This window comes from Pseudomonas sp. ACN8, from assembly GCF_002303925.1.
Taxonomy (GTDB): Bacteria; Pseudomonadota; Gammaproteobacteria; order Pseudomonadales; family Pseudomonadaceae; genus Aquipseudomonas.
Genome location: NZ_MRCS01000006.1, coordinates 94,252 through 117,216 on the forward strand (window position 1 = coordinate 94,252; position 22,965 = coordinate 117,216).

The 22,965-nt window shown below is 61.3% G+C and carries 18 protein-coding genes; 10 read left to right on the top strand and 8 right to left on the bottom strand.

Features of this window, described 5'->3' with window-relative positions:
- Positions 1 to 31 precede the first annotated feature (31 nt).
- Together BSF44_RS05025 and BSF44_RS05030 are read left to right on the top strand one after the other, a co-directional pair.
- Positions 32 to 658, top strand: a complete 627-nt coding sequence (locus BSF44_RS05025) for a response regulator transcription factor (RefSeq protein ID WP_095942544.1) — start codon at positions 32 to 34, stop codon at positions 656 to 658.
- Positions 659 to 3,886 carry a transporter substrate-binding domain-containing protein gene (locus BSF44_RS05030; protein ID WP_095942545.1) on the top strand — a complete coding sequence of 1,076 codons (3,228 nt, stop codon included), beginning with the start codon at positions 659 to 661 and terminating at the stop codon, positions 3,884 to 3,886.
- Positions 3,887 to 3,889: 3 nt separating this feature from the next.
- Here the strand turns inward: BSF44_RS05030 and dkgB are convergent, their stop codons facing one another.
- Positions 3,890 to 4,693 (bottom strand): 2,5-didehydrogluconate reductase DkgB, encoded by an 804-nt coding sequence (dkgB, locus tag BSF44_RS05035; protein WP_095942546.1) that lies wholly within the window; start codon positions 4,691 to 4,693, stop codon positions 3,890 to 3,892.
- 248 nt (positions 4,694 to 4,941) lie between these two features.
- Positions 4,942 to 5,850 carry a LysR family transcriptional regulator gene (locus BSF44_RS05040; protein ID WP_095942547.1) on the bottom strand — a complete coding sequence of 303 codons (909 nt, stop codon included), beginning with the start codon at positions 5,848 to 5,850 and terminating at the stop codon, positions 4,942 to 4,944.
- Positions 5,851 to 5,954: 104 nt separating this feature from the next.
- Here BSF44_RS05040 and BSF44_RS05045 point away from each other — a divergent pair, with 104 nt between their 5' ends.
- The 5 genes from BSF44_RS05045 (at position 5,955) to BSF44_RS05065 (ending at position 10,613) form a co-directional block, all read left to right on the top strand.
- On the top strand, positions 5,955 to 6,821 hold the full coding sequence (locus tag BSF44_RS05045) for a pirin family protein (protein WP_095942548.1): 867 nt from the start codon (positions 5,955 to 5,957) through the stop codon (positions 6,819 to 6,821).
- A gap of 93 nt (positions 6,822 to 6,914) precedes the next feature.
- Positions 6,915 to 7,598: an isochorismatase family protein gene (locus tag BSF44_RS05050; RefSeq protein ID WP_095942549.1), complete on the top strand. Its 684-nt coding sequence runs from the start codon at positions 6,915 to 6,917 to the stop codon at positions 7,596 to 7,598.
- Positions 7,599 to 7,654: 56 nt separating this feature from the next.
- Positions 7,655 to 8,281 carry an isochorismate family cysteine hydrolase YcaC gene (gene ycaC, locus BSF44_RS05055; protein ID WP_095942550.1) on the top strand — a complete coding sequence of 209 codons (627 nt, stop codon included), beginning with the start codon at positions 7,655 to 7,657 and terminating at the stop codon, positions 8,279 to 8,281.
- Between the two features lie 211 nt (positions 8,282 to 8,492).
- On the top strand, positions 8,493 to 9,935 hold the full coding sequence (locus tag BSF44_RS05060; protein ID WP_095942551.1) for a mechanosensitive ion channel family protein: 1,443 nt from the start codon (positions 8,493 to 8,495) through the stop codon (positions 9,933 to 9,935).
- A gap of 237 nt (positions 9,936 to 10,172) precedes the next feature.
- A complete protein-coding gene (locus BSF44_RS05065) occupies positions 10,173 to 10,613 on the top strand; it encodes a carboxymuconolactone decarboxylase family protein (RefSeq protein WP_095942552.1) in 441 nt (146 codons plus the stop codon).
- A 12-nt stretch (positions 10,614 to 10,625) separates the two neighbouring features.
- Here the strand turns inward: BSF44_RS05065 and BSF44_RS05070 are convergent, their stop codons facing one another.
- From BSF44_RS05070 to BSF44_RS05085, 4 genes are all read right to left on the bottom strand, one after another.
- Positions 10,626 to 12,218, bottom strand: a complete 1,593-nt coding sequence (locus BSF44_RS05070) for a DHA2 family efflux MFS transporter permease subunit (RefSeq protein WP_095942553.1) — start codon at positions 12,216 to 12,218, stop codon at positions 10,626 to 10,628.
- Entirely contained in the window at positions 12,215 to 13,336 is a 1,122-nt protein-coding gene (locus tag BSF44_RS05075) for an HlyD family secretion protein (RefSeq protein WP_095942554.1), read from the bottom strand. The genes BSF44_RS05070 and BSF44_RS05075 overlap by 4 nt, the downstream gene beginning before the upstream one ends.
- A gap of 338 nt (positions 13,337 to 13,674) precedes the next feature.
- Positions 13,675 to 14,856, bottom strand: a complete 1,182-nt coding sequence (locus tag BSF44_RS05080; RefSeq protein WP_057713967.1) for an acetyl-CoA C-acyltransferase family protein — start codon at positions 14,854 to 14,856, stop codon at positions 13,675 to 13,677.
- Entirely contained in the window at positions 14,853 to 15,635 is a 783-nt protein-coding gene (locus tag BSF44_RS05085; protein ID WP_095942555.1) for an enoyl-CoA hydratase-related protein, read from the bottom strand. Before BSF44_RS05085 ends, BSF44_RS05080 begins: the two co-directional genes overlap by 4 nt.
- A gap of 216 nt (positions 15,636 to 15,851) precedes the next feature.
- Between BSF44_RS05085 and BSF44_RS05090 the strand changes: the two genes are divergently transcribed.
- Genes BSF44_RS05090 through BSF44_RS05100 form a run of 3 tightly spaced genes read left to right on the top strand, consistent with a single transcriptional unit; the run spans position 15,852 to position 19,321 of the window.
- Positions 15,852 to 16,958, top strand: a complete 1,107-nt coding sequence (locus BSF44_RS05090) for a polyamine ABC transporter substrate-binding protein (protein WP_095942556.1) — start codon at positions 15,852 to 15,854, stop codon at positions 16,956 to 16,958.
- A 39-nt stretch (positions 16,959 to 16,997) separates the two neighbouring features.
- Entirely contained in the window at positions 16,998 to 18,416 is a 1,419-nt protein-coding gene (locus tag BSF44_RS05095) for an aminotransferase (protein ID WP_095942557.1), read from the top strand.
- Positions 18,413 to 19,321, top strand: coding sequence for a LuxR C-terminal-related transcriptional regulator (locus tag BSF44_RS05100; RefSeq protein ID WP_095942558.1), 909 nt, complete (start codon positions 18,413 to 18,415; stop codon positions 19,319 to 19,321). Before BSF44_RS05095 ends, BSF44_RS05100 begins: the two co-directional genes overlap by 4 nt.
- 257 nt (positions 19,322 to 19,578) lie before the next feature.
- Here the strand turns inward: BSF44_RS05100 and paaZ are convergent, their stop codons facing one another.
- Positions 19,579 to 21,648, bottom strand: a complete 2,070-nt coding sequence (paaZ, locus tag BSF44_RS05110) for a phenylacetic acid degradation bifunctional protein PaaZ (protein WP_095942559.1) — start codon at positions 21,646 to 21,648, stop codon at positions 19,579 to 19,581.
- A 58-nt stretch (positions 21,649 to 21,706) separates the two neighbouring features.
- A complete protein-coding gene (locus BSF44_RS05115) occupies positions 21,707 to 22,960 on the bottom strand; it encodes an OprD family porin (RefSeq protein WP_095942560.1) in 1,254 nt (417 codons plus the stop codon).
- Between the last annotated feature and the right edge of the window lie 5 nt (positions 22,961 to 22,965).

Here is a 22,965-nt window from a genome sequence, read left to right on the forward strand (position 1 = left end):
CCCGATCGTGTTGTTTTGCACGGGAGTTGTCATGAAGTCAGCACTGATTGTGGAAGATCATCCGGTGGTTCGCTCCATGATCCAACTCGTACTCAAGGGCGAAGGGTTCAAGCAGGTTTACGAGGCCTCCCGTGGCGATGAGGTCCTGGCGTTGATCCGGGAGCATCGACCGGATGTCGTGCTGCTTGATCTGGGTCTTCCCGGTGTGGCGGGGCTTGAGGTGATGGACCGTATCAAGGCCGAAAACACGCGATGTCGCGTGGTGGTGTTCACTTCACTGGAGGCCCAGTTCTATCAGGACCGCTGCATGCGTGCCGGGGCTGTTGCCTATGTTTCCAAGAGCAAGGACCTGGATGATCTGAAGGCGGCGGTGAATTCCGTAATGGCCGGCTATACCTATTTCGCCCAGATCTCCTCGAGCTCTGTGTCGATGGGGGAGTTGCAACGTAGCGAAAAGCAGTTGATCGAAAAGCTCTCCAATCGTGAGTTGACCATTTTGCAGTACCTGGCCCGGGGTTCGAAAAACCTGGAAATCGCCGAGATCATGCACCTGAGCTACAAGACCGTCAGTACCTACAAGACCCGACTCACCCTCAAGCTCAACGTGAGCTCGTCGGTGCACTTGAGGGATTTCGCCCTGCGCAATCATCTGATCTGAATGAACGCACTCCGACGACTGGCCGGTGGGGTGCTGATCGGCCTTTTTCTCTGGGCATCGACGGTCTGTGCACAACAGTCGTTGACCCTGTTGGGGCGCTCGAGCGTCGAAGGCCTGAGCGTCAGGTTGTCGCAAACCGAGTCGCGCTGGCTACAGAAAAAGGGCCGATTGGTGCTGGCTGTGTCGGCGCCGGACTATCCCCCCTTCGAGTTCAATACGGCGGGCAAGGTATTCGAAGGCGTGACCGCCGATTACGCCGGATTGCTCGAACAATTGTTGAACGTCGCCATCGAGGTCCGACGTTATCCGTCCCGGGCCGATGCGGTGCGGGCCATCAAGGAGGGGCAGGCAGACCTGCTGGGAACGGCCAATCGATTTGAAGCCGAAGATCCACAGCTGCAGATGTCCAGCGCCTATGCGGTCGATCAACCGGTGCTGGTCACCCGCACCGATTTCCCTCCGGTGCTCGACCCGACACTGGCCGGCAAGCGGCTGGTGATGCTGTATCACTACTTGCCCGAATACAGCGTGCAACAGTTCTATTCCAGGGCGCAGGTCCAGTTGTTTCCCTCGACATTGGCGGCGATGGGCGCCGTAGCGTTCGGCCAGGCCGATGTCTACCTGGGTGATGCGATCAATGCCCATTACCTGATCAGCAAAAATTACCTGAACAACGTGCAACTGACGGACTTCTCGCCCATGGAATCCGGGCGTTTTGCCTTTGCGATGGCCCGCGACAACGATTCGCTGTTGCCCATCGTCAACAAGGCGCTGGCGGCCATCACCACCAATGAACAAATGAACATCCTGCGCCGCTGGGGGGCCAACGGGGTGTCTTTCCCGGGCACTCAGTCATTGCAATTGAGCGTGGCCGAACAGCACTGGCTCAAACGGCACCCGCGGGTGAAGGTCGCAATCAACGAAAATATCCCGCCGATTTCATTTGTCGACAGCGAAGGCAAGTTCCGCGGTATTGGCGTCGATGTGCTGACGAAAATCAGTTTGCGCACCGGCTTGCAATTCGACATCCGGGGCATGAAGTCGGTGGCCGAGATGATGACCGCCATCAAAAGCGGGCAAATCGATGTCCTGGCGGGTATCGGCCTCAGCTCCCAGCGTGAAGATGAATTGCTGTTCACCCGCGCGTTTCTGAGCAGCCCTTCGGTGCTGGTGACCCGCGTGGACACGGACAGCCCCAGGACGCTGGATGACATGGCGGGAAGGACGTTGGCGCTGACCCAGGGCAACATTGTCGGCGAGTACCTTCGCCAGCATTACCCGCAGATCCAGCTGGTGGATGCGCCCCTGTCGACGGACGCCATGGAAATGGTCGACCAGGGCGAGACTCAGGGTGGCATCAACTCCCTGATCAGCGCCCGTTACCTGATTTCCCGGCAGTATCGCGATCGCCTGCAAGTGACCAGCACCGTGGGCACCGACCCTGCACGAAGCACCCTGGCGACCAGCCGCGAGGCCACCGAGCTGCATTCGATCCTGGACAAGGCGCTGTTGAGCATCCCCCCCGAAGAAATTGACGAGCTGACCCAGCCCTGGCGCTATGACGCGATGGTCGAGCAGAGCTATTGGCTACGACACCGGCAGGCGATCGTGCAGGCATTTGCGCTGGCGGGTGTCTTGCTGTTGCTCGCGTTGGCCGGGATTGTGTGGCAGCGCCGACAGATTCGCCAGCGTCAGCAATTGCTCGGGCAATTGCAGGAAGCCAAGGACGCGGCGGACGATGCCAACCGGGCCAAGACCACGTTCCTGGCCACCATGAGCCATGAAATCCGCACGCCGATGAACGCGCTGATCGGCATGCTCGAACTGGCACTGAAACGGGCCGATGAAGGGGAGACCGACCGCGCCGCCATCGAGGTGGCGTCCAACGCCGGGCAACAATTGCTGGATTTGATCGGCGACATTCTGGACGTCGCCCGGATCGAATCCGGGCATTTGTCGCTGGCGCCGGAGCGGGTCAATCTGCAAGCGCTGGTGACGTCGGTCTGCCGGGTTTTCGAAGGGCTGGCGGTGCAGAAGAATCTGCAGTGGCGGGTCGAACTCGACGAACACAGTGACTGTGACGTGATGCTCGATCCCACGCGCTTCAAACAAGTGCTGTCCAATCTGCTGAGCAACGCGATCAAGTTCACCCGTGAAGGCCAGGTGAGCCTGACACTGCGGGTGCGGCCTCAAGCCCCGGCGCACCTCTCCGTCAGCGTACAGATCGAGGACAGCGGCATCGGCATCAGCGCGCTCGACCAGCAACGTCTGTTCAGCCCGTTCGTGCAGGCGGGTAACAACCAGCAGAGCGCCCGGCAAGGTTCCGGCCTGGGCCTGGTGATCAGTCGTACCCTGTGCGAAATGATGGGCGGCCGGTTGCACCTCGACAGTGAGCTTGGGCGCGGCACGCGGGTGGATATCAGCCTGGTGCTGCCCGCGCTGCAAGCATTGCCAGCGGGGGGGATGCCCCAGGATCCGGCGCAACTCACGACCCGGGCGTTGTCGATTCTGGTGGTCGATGATTACCCGGCCAATCGCCTGTTGCTCTCGCGGCAGCTGAGCTATCTGGGCCACAGCGTGGTGCTGGCGGAGGACGGGGCGCAGGGGCTTGAACAGTGGCGCGGGCACAGGTTCGATCTGGTCATCACCGACTGCAACATGCCGCAGCTCAGTGGTTATGAATTGGCGGGTGCGATACGCGAGCAAGAGCGGGTGCAGGGGCTGTCGTCGACGCTGATCCTGGGCTTTACCGCCAATGCACAGGCTGAGGAGAAGGCCCGGTGCCAGGTGGCGGGCATGGACGATTGTCTGTTCAAGCCCATTCGCCTGGTGGATTTGCAGGCGTGGCTGGCCCAGCGGTTTTCCAGCACACCTTCAGCGGCTATCGATGATCCTGGCGTCGCCGAGTTCGATTTGAGCGGGCTGGAGCGCTTTGCGGATGCGGACCGTGAGCTGATCGATCAACTGTTGCACGATCTGGCGCTGAGCAACCGCGAGGATCGCGTGCATTTACTGGCCTTGCACGCCGGCGGCAATCGCCCGGGCTTGCAGGAACTGGCACACCGGATCAAGGGCGGGGCGCTGATGGTGCGCGCGCTCGCCCTGGTCGAGTGTTGCGAACAGCTGGAGCAGGCGTGCAATGACGGCCGCGCGGCAATGATCGATGGCGCCGTCGACCGGTTGCAGCAGGCCATGGCCCGTCTGGACCAGCGTCTGGAGCAGGATTGAGCCTCAATCCCAGTTCGGTGCGATGCCTTTCGGGCTGGTCAAGCGGTGGCCACGATCCAGCGTTGCGATCAGGGCCATGTCGGCCTCGCTCAAGGTCAGCTCGCGAGCCTTCAAGTTGCTTTCAAGGTTGGCCCGGCGAGTGGAAGACGGGATCACCGCGTAACCCGATTGCATGGCCCAGGCCAGGGTGACCTGCGCCGGTGTCGCTTGCAGGCATTCGGCGATCTGCTGGATGAGCGGGTCCTTGAGGACTTCACCGTAAGCCAGGGTCATGTACGAGGTGATACCGATGCCCTGGCTGCGTGCGAATTCGACGACCTCGCGGTTTTGCAGGTACGGGTGCAGCTCGACCTGGTTAGTGGCGATGTGCTCGGCACCGATGGCCGCGACTGCCTGTTTCATCAGGTCGATGGTGAAGTTGGACACGCCGATCTGCCGGGTCAGGCCCAGGCGTTTGGCTTCGAGCAGAGCGCCCATGAACTCTTCGACCGGCACTTGATCGTCCGGCGACGGCCAGTGGATCAGGGTCAGGTCCAGGTAATCGGTCTGCAGTTTGCGCAGGCTTTCTTTCAGACTGTCGATCAAACGATCACTGGCCAGGTTGGCGACCCAGATCTTGCTGGTGAGGAACAACGCCTCCCGGGCGATGCCGCTGGCGGCGATGGCTTCGCCGACGTCGGATTCGTTCTCGTAGATTTGTGCGGTATCGATCACCCGGTAGCCGAGCGCCAGGGCGGTGCTCACCGAATCGATGACCACCTGGCCTTGCAAGCGAAAGGTACCCAGGCCGAAGGCGGGAATGGACATTGATGACTCCAGAGGTTGCAGTGGGAATGGGCGGCAGTATCGGCGCCTGCATCCGTGAGAAAAACCGCTGGAGCGGCAAAGCAATGTTTACCGAAAGTCATGAATCATCGGCAGCTTGCAGCATTGATGGTGCCGGCCTCATCGCGAGCAAGCTCGCTCCCACAGGGGATTTGTGGTGCATATAGATCCAATGTAGGAGCGAGCCTGCTCGCGATAGCCATCACTCGGTCTAAACCCTTGCCCCGACTCTAGGCAATATCACTGCGACTGAATTCCTCCCCGAGAAAGTCGATCAACGTGCGCACCGAAGGCAGCAAACCCCGACGCGAAGGGAAAATCGCATGAATCACGCCGCTTTTCGGTGCCCAGCCCGGCACCAGTTCCACCAATTGCCCGGCAGCGATTTCGTCGCGCACCACCACACTGGGCAGGTGCACGATGCCGATCCCGGCGACCGCCGCATGGCGCAACGCCAACAGGTCATCGGTGACCATGCGCGGCGCATGCCGGATCATCGCGGTGCTGCCGTCGGCCCCGAACAGTTCCCACTGATATTCGCGTTGCGCCGCGCCCCAGTGCAGGCTCGGCAAACCGCTGAGGTCGGCCGGGGAGGCCGGTGTCGACAGGCGCGATAAATAGGCCGGGCTGCCGACCACGCTCTGGGTGCTGTTGCCCAGCACCTTCATCACCATGTCGGTGTTTTCCAGCGGTGGAAAACGAACACGCAGGGCAATGTCGAAGCCTTCGTGAATCAGGTCGACCCGACGGTTGGTGCTCTCGATGAACAACTCCACCAGCGGGTATTTGAGCATGTAGCGGGTCAGCATCGGCCCGACCCAGGAATTGAGCAGCGCCGTCGGGCAACTGACACGCACCAGGCCCTGGGGTTCGGAGCGGTTGCGCTCGATCAGTTCGGCGGCGCTTTCCGCCTCCACGCGCATGGCCAGGCAGCGCTGGTAATAGGCCTGGCCGATTTCCGTCAACGAGCAATGCCGACTGGTGCGGTGCAGCAGGCGCACGCCGAGGCGCTCTTCGAGTTCGGCAATGCGTCGGCTGAGCTTGGACTTGGGCATGTCCAGTGCCCGGCCGGCCGCGGCGAAACCGTGATGCTCCACCACCTGGGTGAAGTAGTAGAGGGTGTTGAGGTCTTCCACCATCGTTCTCCAAATAGAACGCTAAAGCTGATTTTTGCAGTCTAGCGCAGCAAAGGTCACGGTTTTAAGCTTTGTCCATGGCTTCACTCACCTCATCAGGAGACACCATGAAAAACATCATCGGTATCTACACCAGCCCACGGACCCATTGGGTCGGCGACGGTTTTCCGGTTCGCACGCTGTTTTCCTATGACAACCTGGGCAAGCACATCAGCCCGTTCCTGTTGCTGGATCACGCCGGCCCCGCTGAATTCACCCCGACCACCGAGCGACGTGGCGTTGGTCAGCATCCGCATCGTGGCTTCGAAACCGTGACTATCGTTTACAAGGGCGAGCTGGAGCACCGGGACTCCACCGGCAGTGGCGGCAAGATCGGCCCCGGCGATGTGCAATGGATGACCGCTGCCTCAGGGATCCTGCATGAAGAGTTCCACTCCGAGGGATTCGCCAAAAGCGGCGGCACCCTGGAGATGGTGCAACTGTGGGTCAACCTGCCGGCCAGGGACAAAATGGCCGACCCCGGCTACCAGACCATTCTCGACGGCGACATCCCGAGCATCGCCTTGCAGGACAACGCCGGCAGCCTGCGCCTGATCGCCGGTGAGTTCGACGGTCACAAGGGCCCGGCGCGCACCTTTACCCCGGTCGACGTATGGGACATTCGTTTGAATGCCGGCAAGTTGCTCACCCTGGATCTGCATGAAGGGCGTAACACCGCACTGGTGGTCTTGCGCGGCACGGTTCAGGTCAATGGCCTGGAATCGGTGCGCCAGGGGCAACTGGCCCTGTTCGATCGCAAGGGCGATCAGCTGACCCTCGAAGCCAGCGAAGACGCGGTGGTGCTGTTGCTCAGCGGCGAGCCGATCGACGAGCCGATCGTCGGTCACGGCCCGTTCGTGATGAACACCGAGCAAGAAATCCACCAGGCCTTCGCCGACTTCCAGTCCGGTCGCTTCGGCCGGATGCACGCTTAATTCGCAGCGCTTTTACACCCGACTCTACACAGGATGAGTAGGCCGGTTTTCAGGCCAGGGATGGCTGTTGCCCAAAAGAAAGAGGAAACGCACATGAACACTGCCTACGCGGCCAACTTCAACGGCCAGAAACCGACCATCGACCCCAATGACAGCGCGATGCTGTTGATCGATCACCAGAGCGGACTGTTCCAGATCGTCAAGGACATGGACGTGCCCCAACTGCGCGCCAACGCCATTGCCCTGGCCAAGGCCGCAACCCTGCTGAAGATGCCGGTGATCACCACCGCTTCCGTTCCCCAGGGGCCGAACGGGCCGTTGATCCCGGAAATCCACGAGGCCGCACCCCATGCGCAATACGTGGCGCGCAAAGGTGAAATCAACGCCTGGGACAACCCGCAGTTTCACGCGGCGGTCAAAGCCACCGGCAAGAAAACCCTGGTGATCGCCGGCACGTTGACCAGCGTGTGCCTGGCGTTCCCGTCCATCGCCGCCGTGCATGAAGGCTACAAGGTGTTTGCCGTGGTCGACGCCTCCGGCAACCACTCGAAACTGGCCACTGATCTGACTGTTGCCCGTCTGGCCCAGGCCGGGGTGGTGCCGATCGACATCATGGCTACGCTATCCGAACTGCAAGGCTCGTGGAACCGTCCGGATGCCGAGCAGTGGGCGGCTGTCTATGCCCAGGCCATGCCGCATTATCAATTGCTGATCGAGAGTTACCTCAAGGCCCAGCAAGTGGCGAACGAACACGAGGCGCTGGACTCTCAGCGCTGATCGGTGACCCCACGCCGATTTCCACTCGGCATCGATAACACGCGAGGACTACTGCAATGACTACTTCCTACAAGCGTCTGGACAAGGACAACGCCGCGGTTCTGATGGTTGATCATCAGGCGGGCCTGTTGTCACTGGTGCGCGACATCGACCCGGATCGATTCAAGAACAACGTGCTGGCCCTGGCCGACCTGGCCAAGTACTTCAAACTGCCGACCATCCTCACCACCAGTTTCGAAACCGGTCCCAACGGACCGCTGGTGCCCGAGCTCAAGGCACTCTTTCCGGATGCGCCGTACATCGCTCGCCCGGGCCAGATCAACGCCTGGGACAACGAAGATTTCGTCAAGGCGATCAAGGCCACCGGCAAGAAGCAACTGATCATCGCCGGTGTGGTAACTGAAGTGTGCGTGGCGTTCCCGGCGCTTTCGGCACTGGCCGAAGGTTTTGAGGTGTTCGTGGTCACCGACGCGTCCGGCACTTTCAACGAACTGACCCGCGAATCGGCGTGGAACCGCATGACCGCTCAGGGCGCGCAACTGATGACCTGGTTCGGCCTGGCCTGTGAACTGCACCGCGACTGGCGCAACGACATCGAAGGCTTGGGCACGCTGTTCTCCAACCATATTCCGGATTACCGCAACCTGATGACCAGCTACAGCACGCTGGCCAATAGCAAGTAATCCAGCCAACACGCTTTCCCCTGTGGGAGCGAGCCTGCTCGCGATGACGGTACAACAGGCACTGATGTAGTGACTGTCAGGCCGCCATCGCGAGCAGGCTCGCTCCCACATTGGTTTTGTGGTGATTGCAGAAACCAGCCAAATCAATTGCTCCTACACTATGGCCAATCCATGCGATCTTCGCGTTATTGACCCTGGCTGGAGTTGCTTGATGCTGTCATTGCTCACCGAACACCCATTGTTTTGCGCGATGGCGCTGATCCTGATCGATCTTGGGTTGTGGTACTTGCTCAGTGCCGTTGGCAGCGCCTGGCGGCTGCTGGTGCGGGTGGTAATTTTTTCGTTGTTCAGCCTGCTGTTGTTCAACGAAGGCATGAACCCGATGGAGCCAGCGCCCTGGGCCGACAACGTACCCTTGCATCTGGCGGCCACCGGTTTGCAAATCGGCTGGTGGTTGTTCGGTGCACGGACCCTGACCGTGCTGATCGGCGCGGTGATGATGCAACGGGTCGGGCATACCGGGCGATTGCTTCAGGATCTGCTCGGTGCGGTGATTTTCCTGATCGCGATCATTGCCGCCCTGGCCTATGTGCTCGATCTGCCGGTCAAGGGCGTGCTGGCGACGTCCGGTGCGTTGGCGATCATCGTCGGCCTGGCCTTGCAAAGTACCCTCAGCGACGTGTTCTCCGGGATCGTCCTGAACACCACCAAGCCTTATCAACTGGATGACTATATCTCCATCGATGGCATGGAGGGCAAGGTGACCGACATCGACTGGCGTGCCACGCGCATGCAGACCTCTCAAGGCAGCATGGCGGTGATTCCCAATTCACTGGCGGCCAAGGCCAAGATCATCAACTTCAGTCGGCCGAGCGATATTTTCGGCATATCCATCTCTGTGGAACTGAGTCCGCATGCGCGACCGAACACCGTGATCGATGCCCTGGAGCGTGCCATGCAGGGCTGTCGCCTGCTGCTGGATAAACCAGCGCCTAACGTCGCCCTGAAAAACGCCAGCAGCGCCGGGGTGGAGTACGAAATCAGCGGGTTTGTCGCGTCGATGAGCGAGAAGCGTGAGGTGCGCAATCAACTATACGATCTGGCCTACCGGCACTTACAGGCATCCGGGATCAACTTGTTGTCGAGCGTGGAACTCGACCCGCCGGTCAACTTGACACGGCAGCGGGCGTTACTGGACAGCTCGCCGATTTTCTCCACCTTGCGTCAGGAAGAGAAAGACACCTTCAGCCAGAACATGACACTGCAAACCTTCCGTGCCGGGGAGACGATTCTGGAAGCGGGGGAGGTCAGCGATCACTTGTACATCATTGAGTCCGGCGTGGTCTCGGTGACGTTGATGCGCCACGGGGCGCCATTCGAATCAGGGCGCATGGGGCCGGGGGAAGTGATCGGCGAGGCCGGGATCCTGGCCGACAGTTCGGTGCCTGCGCAGTTCACCGCCAAGACCTTCTGTGGCCTGTATCGCATCGAAAAATCCTACCTCAAGCCGTGCCTGGATGCCCGTCACGACATCAGCGATGCAATGAAAACCTTGCTCGATTACCGGCTGCTCAAAGCGAAAACCCTGACTCAGGACCTGCCGGTGGCACAGGCGAAAAAGGGCTTTTTGCAGTGGTTGCGCAATCGGGTGTGAATGGCCGCTGCGCGGTTCGTCGGATCGCCGCCCGGAGCCGGCTCGCTCCCACAGGGAAATGCGGTCAAATGTGGGAGCGAGCTTGCTCGCGATGACGGCAGTGAGCTCAGCAAAAGTGAAGAGTGAAACCCATCACACCCTCGGCAATGGCCTCCTCGACTTCTGGAAGATTGGCTATTTGTGCAGACCGGTCGTGGGACTAACGTAGTGACACACCCACTTGCCCTGGAGCATGCCATGCAATCCCGTATCGATTTCTACACCGCTTCCCCTGACGCCCTCAAAGCGATGATCGCCCTGGAAACAGCGGTGTCGAAGCTGCCGCTGGAAAAAAACCTCATCGAACTGGTCAAGCTGCGCACCTCGCAAATCAACGGCTGCGCTTTTTGCCTGGACATGCACAGCGCCGATGCCCGCAAGGGTGGTGAGTCCGAACGTCGTCTGGCCACACTGTCGGCCTGGCGCGAAACGCCGTTCTTCACCGAGCGTGAGCGCGCCGCACTGGCCTGGACCGAATCCCTGACCCTGATCAGCCAGACCCATGCCCCGGACGAAGACTATGAGCTGGCTACCGCCCAGTTCGATGCCAAGGAACTGGTCGACCTGACTGTCGCCATCACCACCATCAATGCCTGGAACCGCCTCGCCATCGGCTTCCGCAAAATGCCCCAGGCCTGACCCGCACAAGCATCAATGCGCATCGGCACTCGGCGCGGCCGGTGGTTGCACTTTGCGCATCAGGGGCACCATCGCCGTGGCGATAATGAAGCAGACCATGATCATCAGGAACGCATCGCCATAGGTTTGCGTCTGGGCTTCGCGGTAGGTCAACAACCATAACTGATGCAGGCTGGCGGTGACCCCGGCGTCACCGCCCTGACCGAGAGCGGCGAAGTTGTTACTGACTTGGGACAGCCATTGGTTGAGCGCCTCGTTGGTGCTGTTGAGGTTCTCCGCCAGCCGGGTGAAATGCAGGTTGGTGCGGTCGTTGAGGATGGTCGCGCAGGCGGCAATGCCGATAGCCCCGCCCAGGTTGCGCATCAGATTGAACAACCCCGACGCATGCTTGAGCCGTGCCGGCGCCAGGCCGCCGAGGGTCAAGGTCACGGTTGGCGGCACCGCCAATTGCTGGGCAATTCCGCGCAGGGCTTGCGGCAGCATCAATTCCCTGGCCCCCCAGTCATGGGTGATCGGGCTGAAATCCCACATCGATAACGCGAACAACCCAAGGCCGGTCATCATGATCCAGCGCAGGTCGATGCGGTTGGCCAGAAAGGCATACAGCGGAATCGCCATGATCTGGAACACCCCGGTGGAGAAAACCGCCAGACCAATGTCCAGCGCACCGTAGCCACGCACCCGGCCGAGGAACAACGGCGTCAGGTAAATGGTGGCGAACAGGCCGATGCCGGTGACGAACGAAAAGAAACAGCCGAGGGCAAAATTGCGGTCCTTCAAGGCGCGCAGATCGACAATCGGATTGGCCACATGCAGGGTCCGGCCGATGAACGCCAGCCCGGCCAGGCCGCTGATCCACGCGGTGGTCAGGATCGTGCGGTCGCTGAACCAGTTCCAGCGCGGGCCTTCTTCGAGGGTGTATTCCAGGCAGCCGAGGAACAGCGCCAGAAACACCATGCTCAAGTAATCCGCGCCTTTGAGCAGCGACAGTTCCGGCTGGTCGATTTTCACCAGCATCGGCACGGCCACGGCGACAAAGATGCCGGGGACCAGGTTGATGTAGAACAGCCAGTGCCAGGACGATATGTCAGTGATCCAGCCGCCGATCACCGGGCCCAGGGTCGGCGCCAATGAGGCCACCGCGCCGATGGTCGCGGCGGCGATCACCCGTTGCTTGCCGGTAAAGAACACGAAGGCCGTGGTGAACACCAGCGGGATCATCGAGCCACCCAGAAAGCCTTGCAGGGCGCGGAAGGCAATCATGCTCTGGATGTTCCAGGCCACGCCGCACAGCAGGCTGGTCAGGGTGAAACCCACCGCCGATGCGCAAAACAGCCAGCGCGTCGAAAACACCCGCGACAGCCAGCCGGACAGCGGGATCACGATGATTTCGGCGATCAGGTAGCTGGTTTGCACCCACGCGGTTTCGTCGGTGCCGGCGGAAAGCCCGCCGCCGATGTCACGCAACGAAGCCGAGACGATCTGGATATCCAATAGCGCAATGAACATGCCGATGCACATGCTGGCAAAGGCGAAGACCTTGGTTGCCGTCGCCATGTCCGCGGCATTGAACGGTTGTGCCGGGGCGGCGAGGGCGCGGCTCATGGCGCGCTGGCCACGGCTGGTGCTTGAGGCTCCTTGCGCGTGTCCACTTCTGCGGTCACCGACAACCCCGGACGCAAGTGGCCGAGCACACTGTCGGCCGGGTCGAGGTGGATCCGCACCGGCACCCGTTGCACGATCTTGGTGAAGTTGCCGGTGGCGTTTTCCGGTGGCAACACACTGAATTGCGAACCGCTGGCAGGGGCGAGGCTGTCCAGATGACCGTGGAATTCCTGGCCCGACAGCACGTCGGCACGGATCACCACCCGTTGCCCCGGCACCATGCGGGCCAGTTGGTCTTCCTTGAAATTGGCATCGACCCACAGACCGCTGGCCGGCACCACCGAGAGCAATTGCGAGCCGGCCTGGGCATAGGCGCCGACCCGTGCCCGGCGATTGCCGATCACACCATCGACCGGCGCCTTCAGTTCGGTGTAGCCGACATTCAATTGCGCAAGGTCACGCTCGGCCCTGGCCTGGATCAAGGCGGCCCGGGCTTGTTGTTTCTGGGTGTCGATCACATTCAACTGGCGCTGCGCGGCCAGCAGTTCAGCCTGGGCGCGGTTGCTTTGGGCCTGGGCCGTCTTGAACGTGGTGTTGGCGCGCTGGGCGCTTTCCACCGAGACGGCGTTGGTGATCACCAGTTTTTTGTAGCGGGCATCGTCATCCCGCGAACGGGCGGTTTCGGCACCGGCGGCGTCGATGCCGGCGCGGGCCTGGCCAATGACGGCCTGTTGCAGTTGTTCGGTGGCGTCGAGGTTGGCCAGCAGGGCCTCCTGGGCGGCCACTGCGCCTTCGGCCTTGGCCAGGTTGGCGCGGTAGTCGCGCGAATCGAGACGGATCAGCACGTCGCCGGCCTTGACCTTCTGGTTGTCGGCCACCAGCACTTCGTCGATGTAACCCGCCACTTTCGGCCCGATCACCGTCACATCACCGCCGATGTAGGCGTCGTCGGTTTCCTCGATGAAACGCCCGGCAGACCACCAATGCACGCCATATACACCAGCCAGTACCAGTGCGGCGATGCCCAGTGTTGGCAACAGCAGGCGTTTAGGCTGGGGAGGTTTGGCGGCAGGCACCGGGGCAGCCAGGTCGGGTTCAGCGGTGGGCATGCTGGTCATGGAGGATTACCTGCTGGAGCGGGGGTTATTTATGATGAGTGTAATATGACGTATGTAATATTTTGAGGCAATTGGTTTTTGCTGCCGGTCGTCAGGTGATAAATGAGAGGGGGATCAGATTTTGAATTCGATGAATAACTACTGTGGGAGAGGGGGGGCAGATTTTGAGTTCGATGAATAACTACTGTGGGAGTGAGCCTGCTCGCGATAGCGGTGTGTCAGGCAACATCTTTGCCAACTGAACGGCCGCAATCGCGAGCAGGCTCGCTCCCACACAGAATCGGGAATGAAAAAGGCCGGTGATCTGCGCAATCACCGGCCTTTTTTACAGCTATTGCTTAGACGCGTTCAAAAATCGCCGCGATCCCCTGGCCACCACCGATGCACATGGTCACCAGCGCGTAACGACCGCCGGTGCGATGCAGTTCGTGGATGGCTTTGGTGGCGATGATTGCGCCGGTCGCGCCCACCGGGTGGCCCAGGGCGATGCCCGAACCGTTCGGATTGACCTTGGCCGGGTCGAGGTCCAGTTCCTGGCTGACGGCGCAGGCTTGGGCGGCGAAGGCGATGTTGGCTTCGATCACGTCCAGGTCGGCGACGGTCAGGCCGGCGCGCTTGAGTGCCAGGCGCGTGGCCGGGATCGGGCCCAGGCCCATGAATTCCGGTTCGACGCCGGCGTGGGCGTAGCTGACCAGGCGGGCGAGGGGTTTCAGGTTGTTGGCCTGGACCGCGTTACCACTGGCCATGACCAGTGCCGCTGCACCGTCGTTGAGGCCCGAGGCGTTGCCGGCGGTGACCGAACCGTCCTTCTTGAACGCAGGCTTCATCGCCGCCAGCTGTTCCAGGGACGTGGCGCGCGGATGTTCATCGACGCTGAACAGTTTGACGCCTTTGCGATCCTGGATTTCCACGGTCGCGATCTGCTCGCTGAAGTAGCCGTTGGCAATCGCGTGGGCCGCGCGTTGCTGGTCTTCGAAAGCCAGGGCGTCCTGCATTTCGCGGGTGATGCCGTTGCGCGCGGCGACGTTCTCGGCGGTGATGCCCATGTGGATGCCATGGAAGGGGTCATGCAGGATGCCGAGCATGTAGTCGATGACCTGGGCGTTGCCCATGCGCGAACCCCAACGGGCGGCCGGCATCAGGTACGGGCCGCGGCTCATGGATTCGGCGCCGGCACCGACGACGATGTCGGCATCGCCGAGCATCAGGGTCTGGGCGGCGTTGATGATCGCTTGCAGGCCCGAACCGCACAGGCGGTTGACGTTGTAGGCCGGGGTTTCCTTCGGGATGCCGGCGTTCATCGCCGCGACGCGGGAGATGTAGGCATCACGGGTTTCGGTCGGGATCACGTTGCCCATCACCAGGTGGCCAACGAGCGCCGGGTCCACGGCGGCTCGCTCCAGGGCGGCTTTCACGGCCGTGGTCGCGAGGTCGGCCAGTGGTACGTCCTTGAGCGAACCACCGAAGGTACCGATGGCGGTACGGGCGGCGCTGACGACGTAGATTTCTGGAGTGTTCATGGCTGGTTTCCTTTCGGTGGATTCTTATCTGTACTGCGATTGAGCAGGGCGTTCAAGGCGGTTTTCGCCTCGTCGGTATTCAGGCGCTGGATGAACAGCGTGTTTTCTTCGCGCAGGGTGGCTTCCAATTCTGGCAACGTCGCCTGTTTCATCAATTGGCGGGACTGGCGCAAGGCTTGCTGTGGCATGGCCAAAAAACGCTGGGCGATTTTTGTCGCCGCCGCCAGGCATTGTGCGCCGTCATCGAAGGCCTCGTTGGCCAGACCCCAGGCCACCGCTTCATTACCGTCCAGGCCGTTGCCCAACAGCAGCAGGCTCGTGGCGCGGGCATGGCCGAGGCGGCGTGGCAGCAACAGGCTGGCGCCGAATTCGGGACACAGACCAATGTTGACGAATGGCATGCGCAGCTTGGCGTTGCGGGTGACCAGCACCTGATCGCAATGCAACAGCAGCGTGGTGCCAATGCCGATGGCCGCCCCGCAGACTGCCGCGACCAGCGGTTTTTGCAGGCGCGTGACGACCTTCATCAAGTGGAATGCCGGGGCGTCCAGATGAGTGGGTGGATTCTGCAGGAAATCCACCAGATCATTGCCGCTGGTGAAGCACGCCGGGCCACCGGTGAGGATGATCACGCCGGTCTGCGGGTCTTCGTCAGCGGCCTGCAGCAGCTCGGCCAGTTGCGTGTACATGGCGTTGTTCAGCGCATTGAGCTTGTCCGGGCGGTCGATGGTCAGCGTCAACACGCCGTCGCGTTGCTCGTGTTTGATCAGGTCGGTCATCGCAGGCTCTGCAGGGTCGGTTCAGGGCTGCCACTTTAAGCGCCGGACAAACTCCGGATCTATGGCAAAACGGGTCAACTGCACTGCCGCTTTTTGCCATGCCGGTGTGCCAAAAGCGATACACACCCATTCGGGGTATGGCCGCGCCCGGCGAATCGACCAATAGTGGGGGCATCCGCTCATCCAGAGCCGAACTCGCTATAAGGTGCATTTGCTATGGGCAAGACACTGCTTAAGGTGATTTCCAGTCTGTTTGTTGTACCGCTGACATTGAATGCCTACGCCGCTCAAGTGGACGACGGCAATACGCTACGGCTTTACAACTGGGCGGACTACATCGGTGAAAAAACCATCGCCGACTTCGAAAAGGCCACCGGTATCAAGGTGGTCTACGACACCTTCGATTCTTATGAAACGGTACAGGCCAAGCTGCTCACCGGTCATTCCGGTTATGACCTGATCGTGTTGAATGCCTCCCTCGCGCCGCCGCTGATCAAGGCCAAGGTGTTCCAGCCGCTGGATAAAAAGCAGTTGCCGGGGTGGACCAACCTGGATCCGCAGATCCTCGAAGACCTGCAAGGCTATGACCCCGGCACCCAGTACTCGGCGCCCTACACCTGGGGCAGCAACGGCGTCACCTACAACGTCGACAAGATCAAGGAACGCATGCCGGACGCGCCGATCGGCTCGCTGGCGATGATCTTCGATCCGAAGATCGTCTCGCGCTTCGCCGATTGCGGCGTGACCCTGCTCGATGCCCCGACCGAAGTCATTCCCATGGCCCTGAAGTACCTGGGACGTGATCCACGCAGCGCCGCACCGGAAGATCTGAAAGCCGCCCAGGACTTGCTGCTGTCGGTGCGGCCGTACATCCGCAAGTTCGACTCGGTCAATTACCTGACCAGCCTGCCCAACGGCGACGTGTGCATGGCCATGACCTGGTCCGGCGACTACGCCACCGCCATGGCCCGCGCCGCAGAAGCCAAGAAGAAGATCGACCTGGCCTACTTCATCCCCAAGGAAGGCTCGCTGATCTGGTTCGACAACCTGTACATCCCGGCCGACGCGCCCCACGTCGCCAATGCCCACAAGTTTCTCGAGTACCTGATGCAACCGCAGGTGATGGCGGACGTGAGCGACTTCATCAACTACGCCAACAGTAACGCCGCGGCCACGCCGTTGTTGAACGCCGATGTGCGCAACAACCCGGCGATTTACCCCGACGCGCAAACCCGCGAGCGGCTGTTCCCGCAGAAGACCCAGGACGCCAAGGACATGCGGGCGATTACCCGGGTCTGGAGCACCGTGAAAAGCGGCATCTGATGGGTTCGATCGTTAGTCATTTCGATTAGAGGTTTATTTATGGCGACTCCAACACGCAGCGTTTTTTCCCCAGCGGACGAGTCCCGGCTGGTCAAGGCCGACAAGGCTCACCATATGCACGGCTATCACGTGTTCGACGAACACGCCGAGCAGGGCTCGTTGAACATCGTCGCCGGTGATGGCGCCTATATCTACGACACTCAGGGCAACCGCTTTCTCGATGCAGTGGGCGGCATGTGGTGCACCAATATTGGTTTGGGCCGTGAGGAAATGGCCGAAGCCATCGCCGATCAGGTGCGGCAACTGGCCTATTCCAATCCGTTTTCCGACATGTCGAACAACGTGGCGATCCAGCTGTGCGAAAAACTCGCCAGCCTCGCTCCCGGCGACCTCGACCATGTGTTCCTCACCACCGGCGGCTCCACCGCCGTGGACACCGCCTACCGGCTGATCCAGTACTACCAGAACTGCCGTGGCAAACCCGAGAAGAAGCACGTCATCGCCCGATTCAACGCCTATCACGGCTCCACCACCCTGACCATGTCGATCGGCAACAAGGCCGCCGACCGGGTCCCGGAGTTCGATTACGCCAACCCGCTGATCCACCACGTCTCCAACCCCAACCCGTACCGTGCGCCGGACGGCATGGACGAGGCGCAGTTCCTCGAGTTCCTGGTCAAGGAGTTCGAAGACAAGATCCTCTCGATTGGCGCGGACAAGGTCGCCGGGTTCTTCGCCGAGCCGATCATGGGCTCGGGCGGGGTGATCATTCCGCCCCGGGGTTATCTCAAGCGCATGTGGGACGTCTGCCAGCGCTACGACATCCTGTTCGTCGCCGACGAAGTGGTGACTTCGTTCGGTCGCCTGGGCAAGTTCTTTGCCTCTTATGATGTGTTCGATGTGCAGCCCGACATCATCACCACCGCCAAGGGCCTGACCTCGGCTTACCTGCCGCTGGGCGCCTGCATCTTTTCCGACCGTATCTGGAAAGTCATCGCCGAACCGGGCAAGGGCCGCTGCTTCACCCACGGCTTCACCTACAGCGGGCATCCGGTGTGCTGCACGGCGGCGCTGAAGAACATCGAAATCATCGAGCGGGAAAACCTGCTGGCCCATGTCGACACGGTGGGGGCGTACCTGGAAGAGCGCCTCGCGACCCTGCGGGACTTGCCGCTGGTGGGGGATGTGCGCTGCCAGAAACTCATGGCCTGCGTGGAGTTCGTCGCCGATAAACGCACCAAGGCGCTGTTCCCCGACGAGATCAACATCGGCGAGAAGATCCACGTGCGGGCCCAAGCCCGGGGTTTGCTGGTGCGGCCGATCATGCACCTCAACGTGATGTCGCCACCGTTGATCCTGACCTTTGCCCAGGTCGATGAAATCGTCGAGACCTTGCGCGAATGCATTCTGCAAGTGGCCGCCGAGCTTGAAGCGAGCGGACAGTACGCGGGCCAATGATTTCGTCAGTCAGGCTGTTACCAAGGGCGTGTCCAGCCGCTAGACTGCGGGGCATGAGCAAACCAGACGACGATACGCTGATCGCGGTGCCCTTCGGGGCATTGCACAAATGGCATGGGGGAATGCGCGAGGCATTCGCCCATATCGATGAGCCCGACGCCCTGCAACACCTGGCGTCGGCGTTGGCGCAGATGGTGTCCGTCGAGTCGATGATGATCAGCCTGGAACGCAAGGACCGCGCACCGCAGCTGCTGCATCAGCGCGGGATTGCCCAGGAGTATCAGGTCTCGATTCTGGAGCGCTATTTTGCCGGTGGTTATTTGCTCGACCCATTCTGCCTGGCGGTGGAGCAGGGCTTGGCGCAAGGCTTCTATCATCTGGAGGAGATTGCCCCGGACAACTTCTTCGACAGCGACTACTACAAGTCCTATTACCTGAAGGCGGGTTGCTCGGAAGACAGTTACTACATCGTCGATATCGGCAATGACACGAAGATTTCCGTCAGCCTCTATCAGGGTTTCGGCGGCGAATGCCTGAGCGCCGAACAGCTGAATCTGCTGCGTGCCGTAGAGCCATTGGTGCGCGAATTCATCAGCGAATTCAGTCAACGGGGAATGCTGCGCAGTAGTGAGATCCAGTGCGATAAAGACCAGGGCCTGCGCGATGATCTCAAGCACCGGGTGCAGTCGGCGTTCGAGCATTTCGGCAGCGACCTGCTCACCGAACGTGAGCGACAAGTGGCGCATATGGTGTTGCGCGGGCATTCGGTGAAATCCACGGCCAGCCAGATGAACATCTCACCGGAAACCGTGCGCATGCACCGCAAGAACCTGTACCTGAAACTGGAGGTGGGGTCGCAGTCGGAGTTGTTTGCGCTGTTTATCGAGTGGTTGCGCAAGCATTAGCAGACAACGCAGATCAACTGTAGGAGCGAGCCTGCTCGCGAAGAACCTGAGATCGCCACGGGGTGTCAGGCAGCCAGTTTCATCGTTCACGAGCATCGCGAGCATGCTCGCTCCTACAGGTGTAATTGATCGGCCACAGATTTTTTGACCAACCCGGAACCCTGTAGGAGCGAGCCTGCTCGCGAAAAACCTGAGAGCACCGCGTTCATCCAGAAAGCGCATGCCATCATTCACGTCCATCGCGAGCAGGTGTTGCGTCAGTCTTCGCGTTTTACGACCAGGGTGAGAATGTCATAACTCGCCACCAGCTCACCCAACTGGTTGGTCACTTCCACATCCCACGCCACCACCCCTTGCGGGATGCCCTGAGGGCTCTTCTTGCCCTGATCGATCTTGCGCTTGCAGGTCAGGCGCGCCTGGATGGTGTCGCCGATGCCTACCGGGTTGATGAAGCGCAAGGTGTCCAGGCCATAGTTGGCCAGCACCGGGCCGACGCCAGGGGAGACGAACAGACCGGCCGCCGCCGACAGCACGAAGTAACCGTGGGCGATGCGCTTGCCGAACTGCGATTCCTTGGCCGCGATCTCGTCGAAGTGCATGTAGAAGTGGTCACCCGACAGGCAGCCGAAGTTCACCAGGTCCGCTTCGGTGACGGTGCGACGGTGAGTCAGCAGCGATTCGCCGATCTGCAGGTCCTGGAAGTGACGACGGAACGGATGCACGTCGGTTTCGATGACCTTGGCGCCGCGCACGTATTCGCCGGTGACCGCCGCCAGCATGGTCGGCGAACCTTGCACCGCCGCGCGTTGCAGGTAGTGCTTCACCGCGCGCAGGCCGCCGAGTTCTTCACCACCGCCAGCACGCCCCGGGCCGCCGTGCTTGAGTTGTGGCAGCGGCGAGCCGTGGCCGGTGGATTCGCCGGCGCAATGGCGATCCAGCACCAGCAAACGGCCGTGCCAGACAGCCGCGACCGGGATGGCCTTGGCGGCGATTTGCGGATCCTTGGTCACCAGGCTGGCCACCAGGCTGCCTTTGCCGCGAGCGGCCAGGGCCAGCGCTTCGTCGAGATCGTCGTAGGCCATCAGGGTGCTGACCGGGCCGAACGCTTCGATATCGTGGGCACCGCCCTCGGCGTGCGGGTCGCGGGCCTGCAACAGGGTCGGGGCGAAGAACGCGCCTTTGTCGACATTTACACCACGGGGTTCGAAACCGTCGCGGGCGCCGAACAGCATGTCGCTGCTCTGCAACAGCGCTTCCAGACGTTCTGCCACGTCTTTCTGCTGGTCGTGGGAAGCCAGTGCGCCCATGCGCACGCCTTCGACCGACGGGTCGCCGACCACCACTTTGGCCAGGCGATCGCGCAGGCGGGTAGCAACGGCATCGATGTGTTTGGCCGGGACGATGGCGCGGCGGATGGCGGTGCATTTCTGCCCGGCCTTGGTGGTCATTTCCCGGGCGACTTCCTTGATGAACAGCTCGAATTCTTCGTCATCCGGGGTCACGTCCGGGGCGAGGATCGCGCAGTTCAGCGAGTCGGCTTCAGCGTTGAACGGTACCGAATTGCGGATCAGGTTCGGGTTGACCCGCAGCTTGGCCGCGGTGTCGGCGGAACCGGTGAAGGTCACCACGTCCTGGCCTTGCAGGCGGTCGAGCAGATCGCCGGTGCCGCCGATGATCAATTGCAGACTGCCCGCCGGCAGCAGGCCGGATTCGTCCATCAGGCGCACCACGGCTTCGGTCAGGTAGCTGGTGGCGCTGGCCGGCTTGACGATGCACGGCATGCCGGCGAGGAAGCTCGGGGCGAACTTTTCCAGCATGCCCCAGATCGGGAAGTTGAACGCGTTGATGTGTACTGCCAGGCCACCACGAGGCACCAGAATGTGCGTACCGGCAAAGGTGCCCATTTTGCTCAGCTGCATGGCCGGGCCTTCGTGGACGATGTTGCCCGACGGCAGCTCGCGGGAACCGAGGCTGGCGTAGGTGAACAGCGTGCTGTTGCCGCCTTCGATGTCGATCCAGCTGTCGGCACGGGTCGCGCCGCTGTGGTGGGATATCGCGTAGAGCTGTTCCTTGCGCTCGCTCAGGTACAGGGCCAGGGCCTTGAGACGCTGAGCGCGCTGCTGGAAGTCCAGCGCCATCAAGCCACTGATGCCCTGGCGACGGCCGTGCTCGATGGCTTCGGCGAAGTCTGGGCGCTCCTCATGGGTGCGGGCGATTTCATGGCCGTCGATGGCGCTGCGCAGCACTTGTGCGCCCTGTTGACCGATCCAGCGACCGGCGATGAAACTCTGCAGGGTAGGGGCATGCAGTGTAGGTGAAGAGGACATCACGATTGCTCCTGGTTTTGAAGGGTTGTGGCGCGGTCGCGACCGCGCCATTCAGGGATTACCAAAGCGCCAGGGTGTAGCCGACGATCAGCCGGTTTTCATCCAGGTCGGTCGTCAAGCCATTGCCGGATCGGAAGGTCACGTTGCGCCAGCGCAGGCTGACGTTCTTCAACACACCGCTCTGGATGACGTAGCTGATATCGGTGTCGCGCTCCCATTCGCTTCCGTTGTCGACGGTGCCTGCCTTGACATGGGTGCCGTCGGTGTAGCGAGTCATGAAGGTCAGGCCGGGAATGCCTTGCGCCGCGAAGTCATAGTCGTAACGCAGCTGCCAGGAATCCTCGTCGGCGCGGGTAAAGGTGTTGAACGTCACCAGGTTGACCACATACGGATCGCCGCCGTTGAGGAACGGAAAGGCGCTGTCGCCGGACAATTGCTGGTAGGCGGCACTGACCTTGTGGGCACCGTGGGACACCGTGAGCATGCCGTTGAAGTTACGGTTGTCGATGCGCCCGGCCTTTTCCGCGCCGTCACCCCGGCTGTCGAAATAACGCAGGTCGCTGCGCAGGTTGAAGCCGTTGCCCAACGGTTGCGTATGCACCAGTCCGGCGAATTGCTGGCGATAGATCTGGTCGAGCTTGCCGTAGTAGTAGCTCAGGTTCAGTTGCGGACTGAACGCGTAGCTGCCGCCGCCGAAGTCGAAGTGATCGCTGGTGGCGGCGCCGAAGCCGATGTCATCGTTGCTGGAGGAGTCGCGCAGGTTGTCCTTGGTCAGGCGCCCGGCATTCACCGTCAGGCCGTCGATTTCCTGGCTGGTCAGCAAGCCGCCTTCAAAAGTCGAGCCCAGCAGGCGCGTGTCGTTGTAAGTCGCCACTGGCAACAAGGGTTGCAGGGTGCCGAGTTTCAATACGCTTTTGGAGACCCGCACTTTGCCGGTCAGGCCCAGTTCGCTGTACTCGTCGTCGGGCTCATGGCTCTGCGGGCCGAACGGCAGCAGGCCGGTGCCACGGCGATCCGGGCTGGAGTCGAGCTTGAGCCCCAGTTCGCCCAGTGCGTCGAGACCGAAACCGAAGGTGCCGTCGGTGAACCCGGATTCGATGCGCGCAGTGAATCCCTGAGCCCATTCTTCGGCCTTGGATTGCGGCGCGTTGTCCTGACGGAAATCGCGGTTGATGTAGTGGTTGCGCATATCAATGCGGGCCTTGCTGTCGCCGATGAAGTCGGCCATGGCGCTGGGGGCGATCATGGGCAGACTCATTGCGGCGGCCAGCGAAAACAGTGATGGGTAAGACGTGGTACGTGCGGGCTTCATTATTT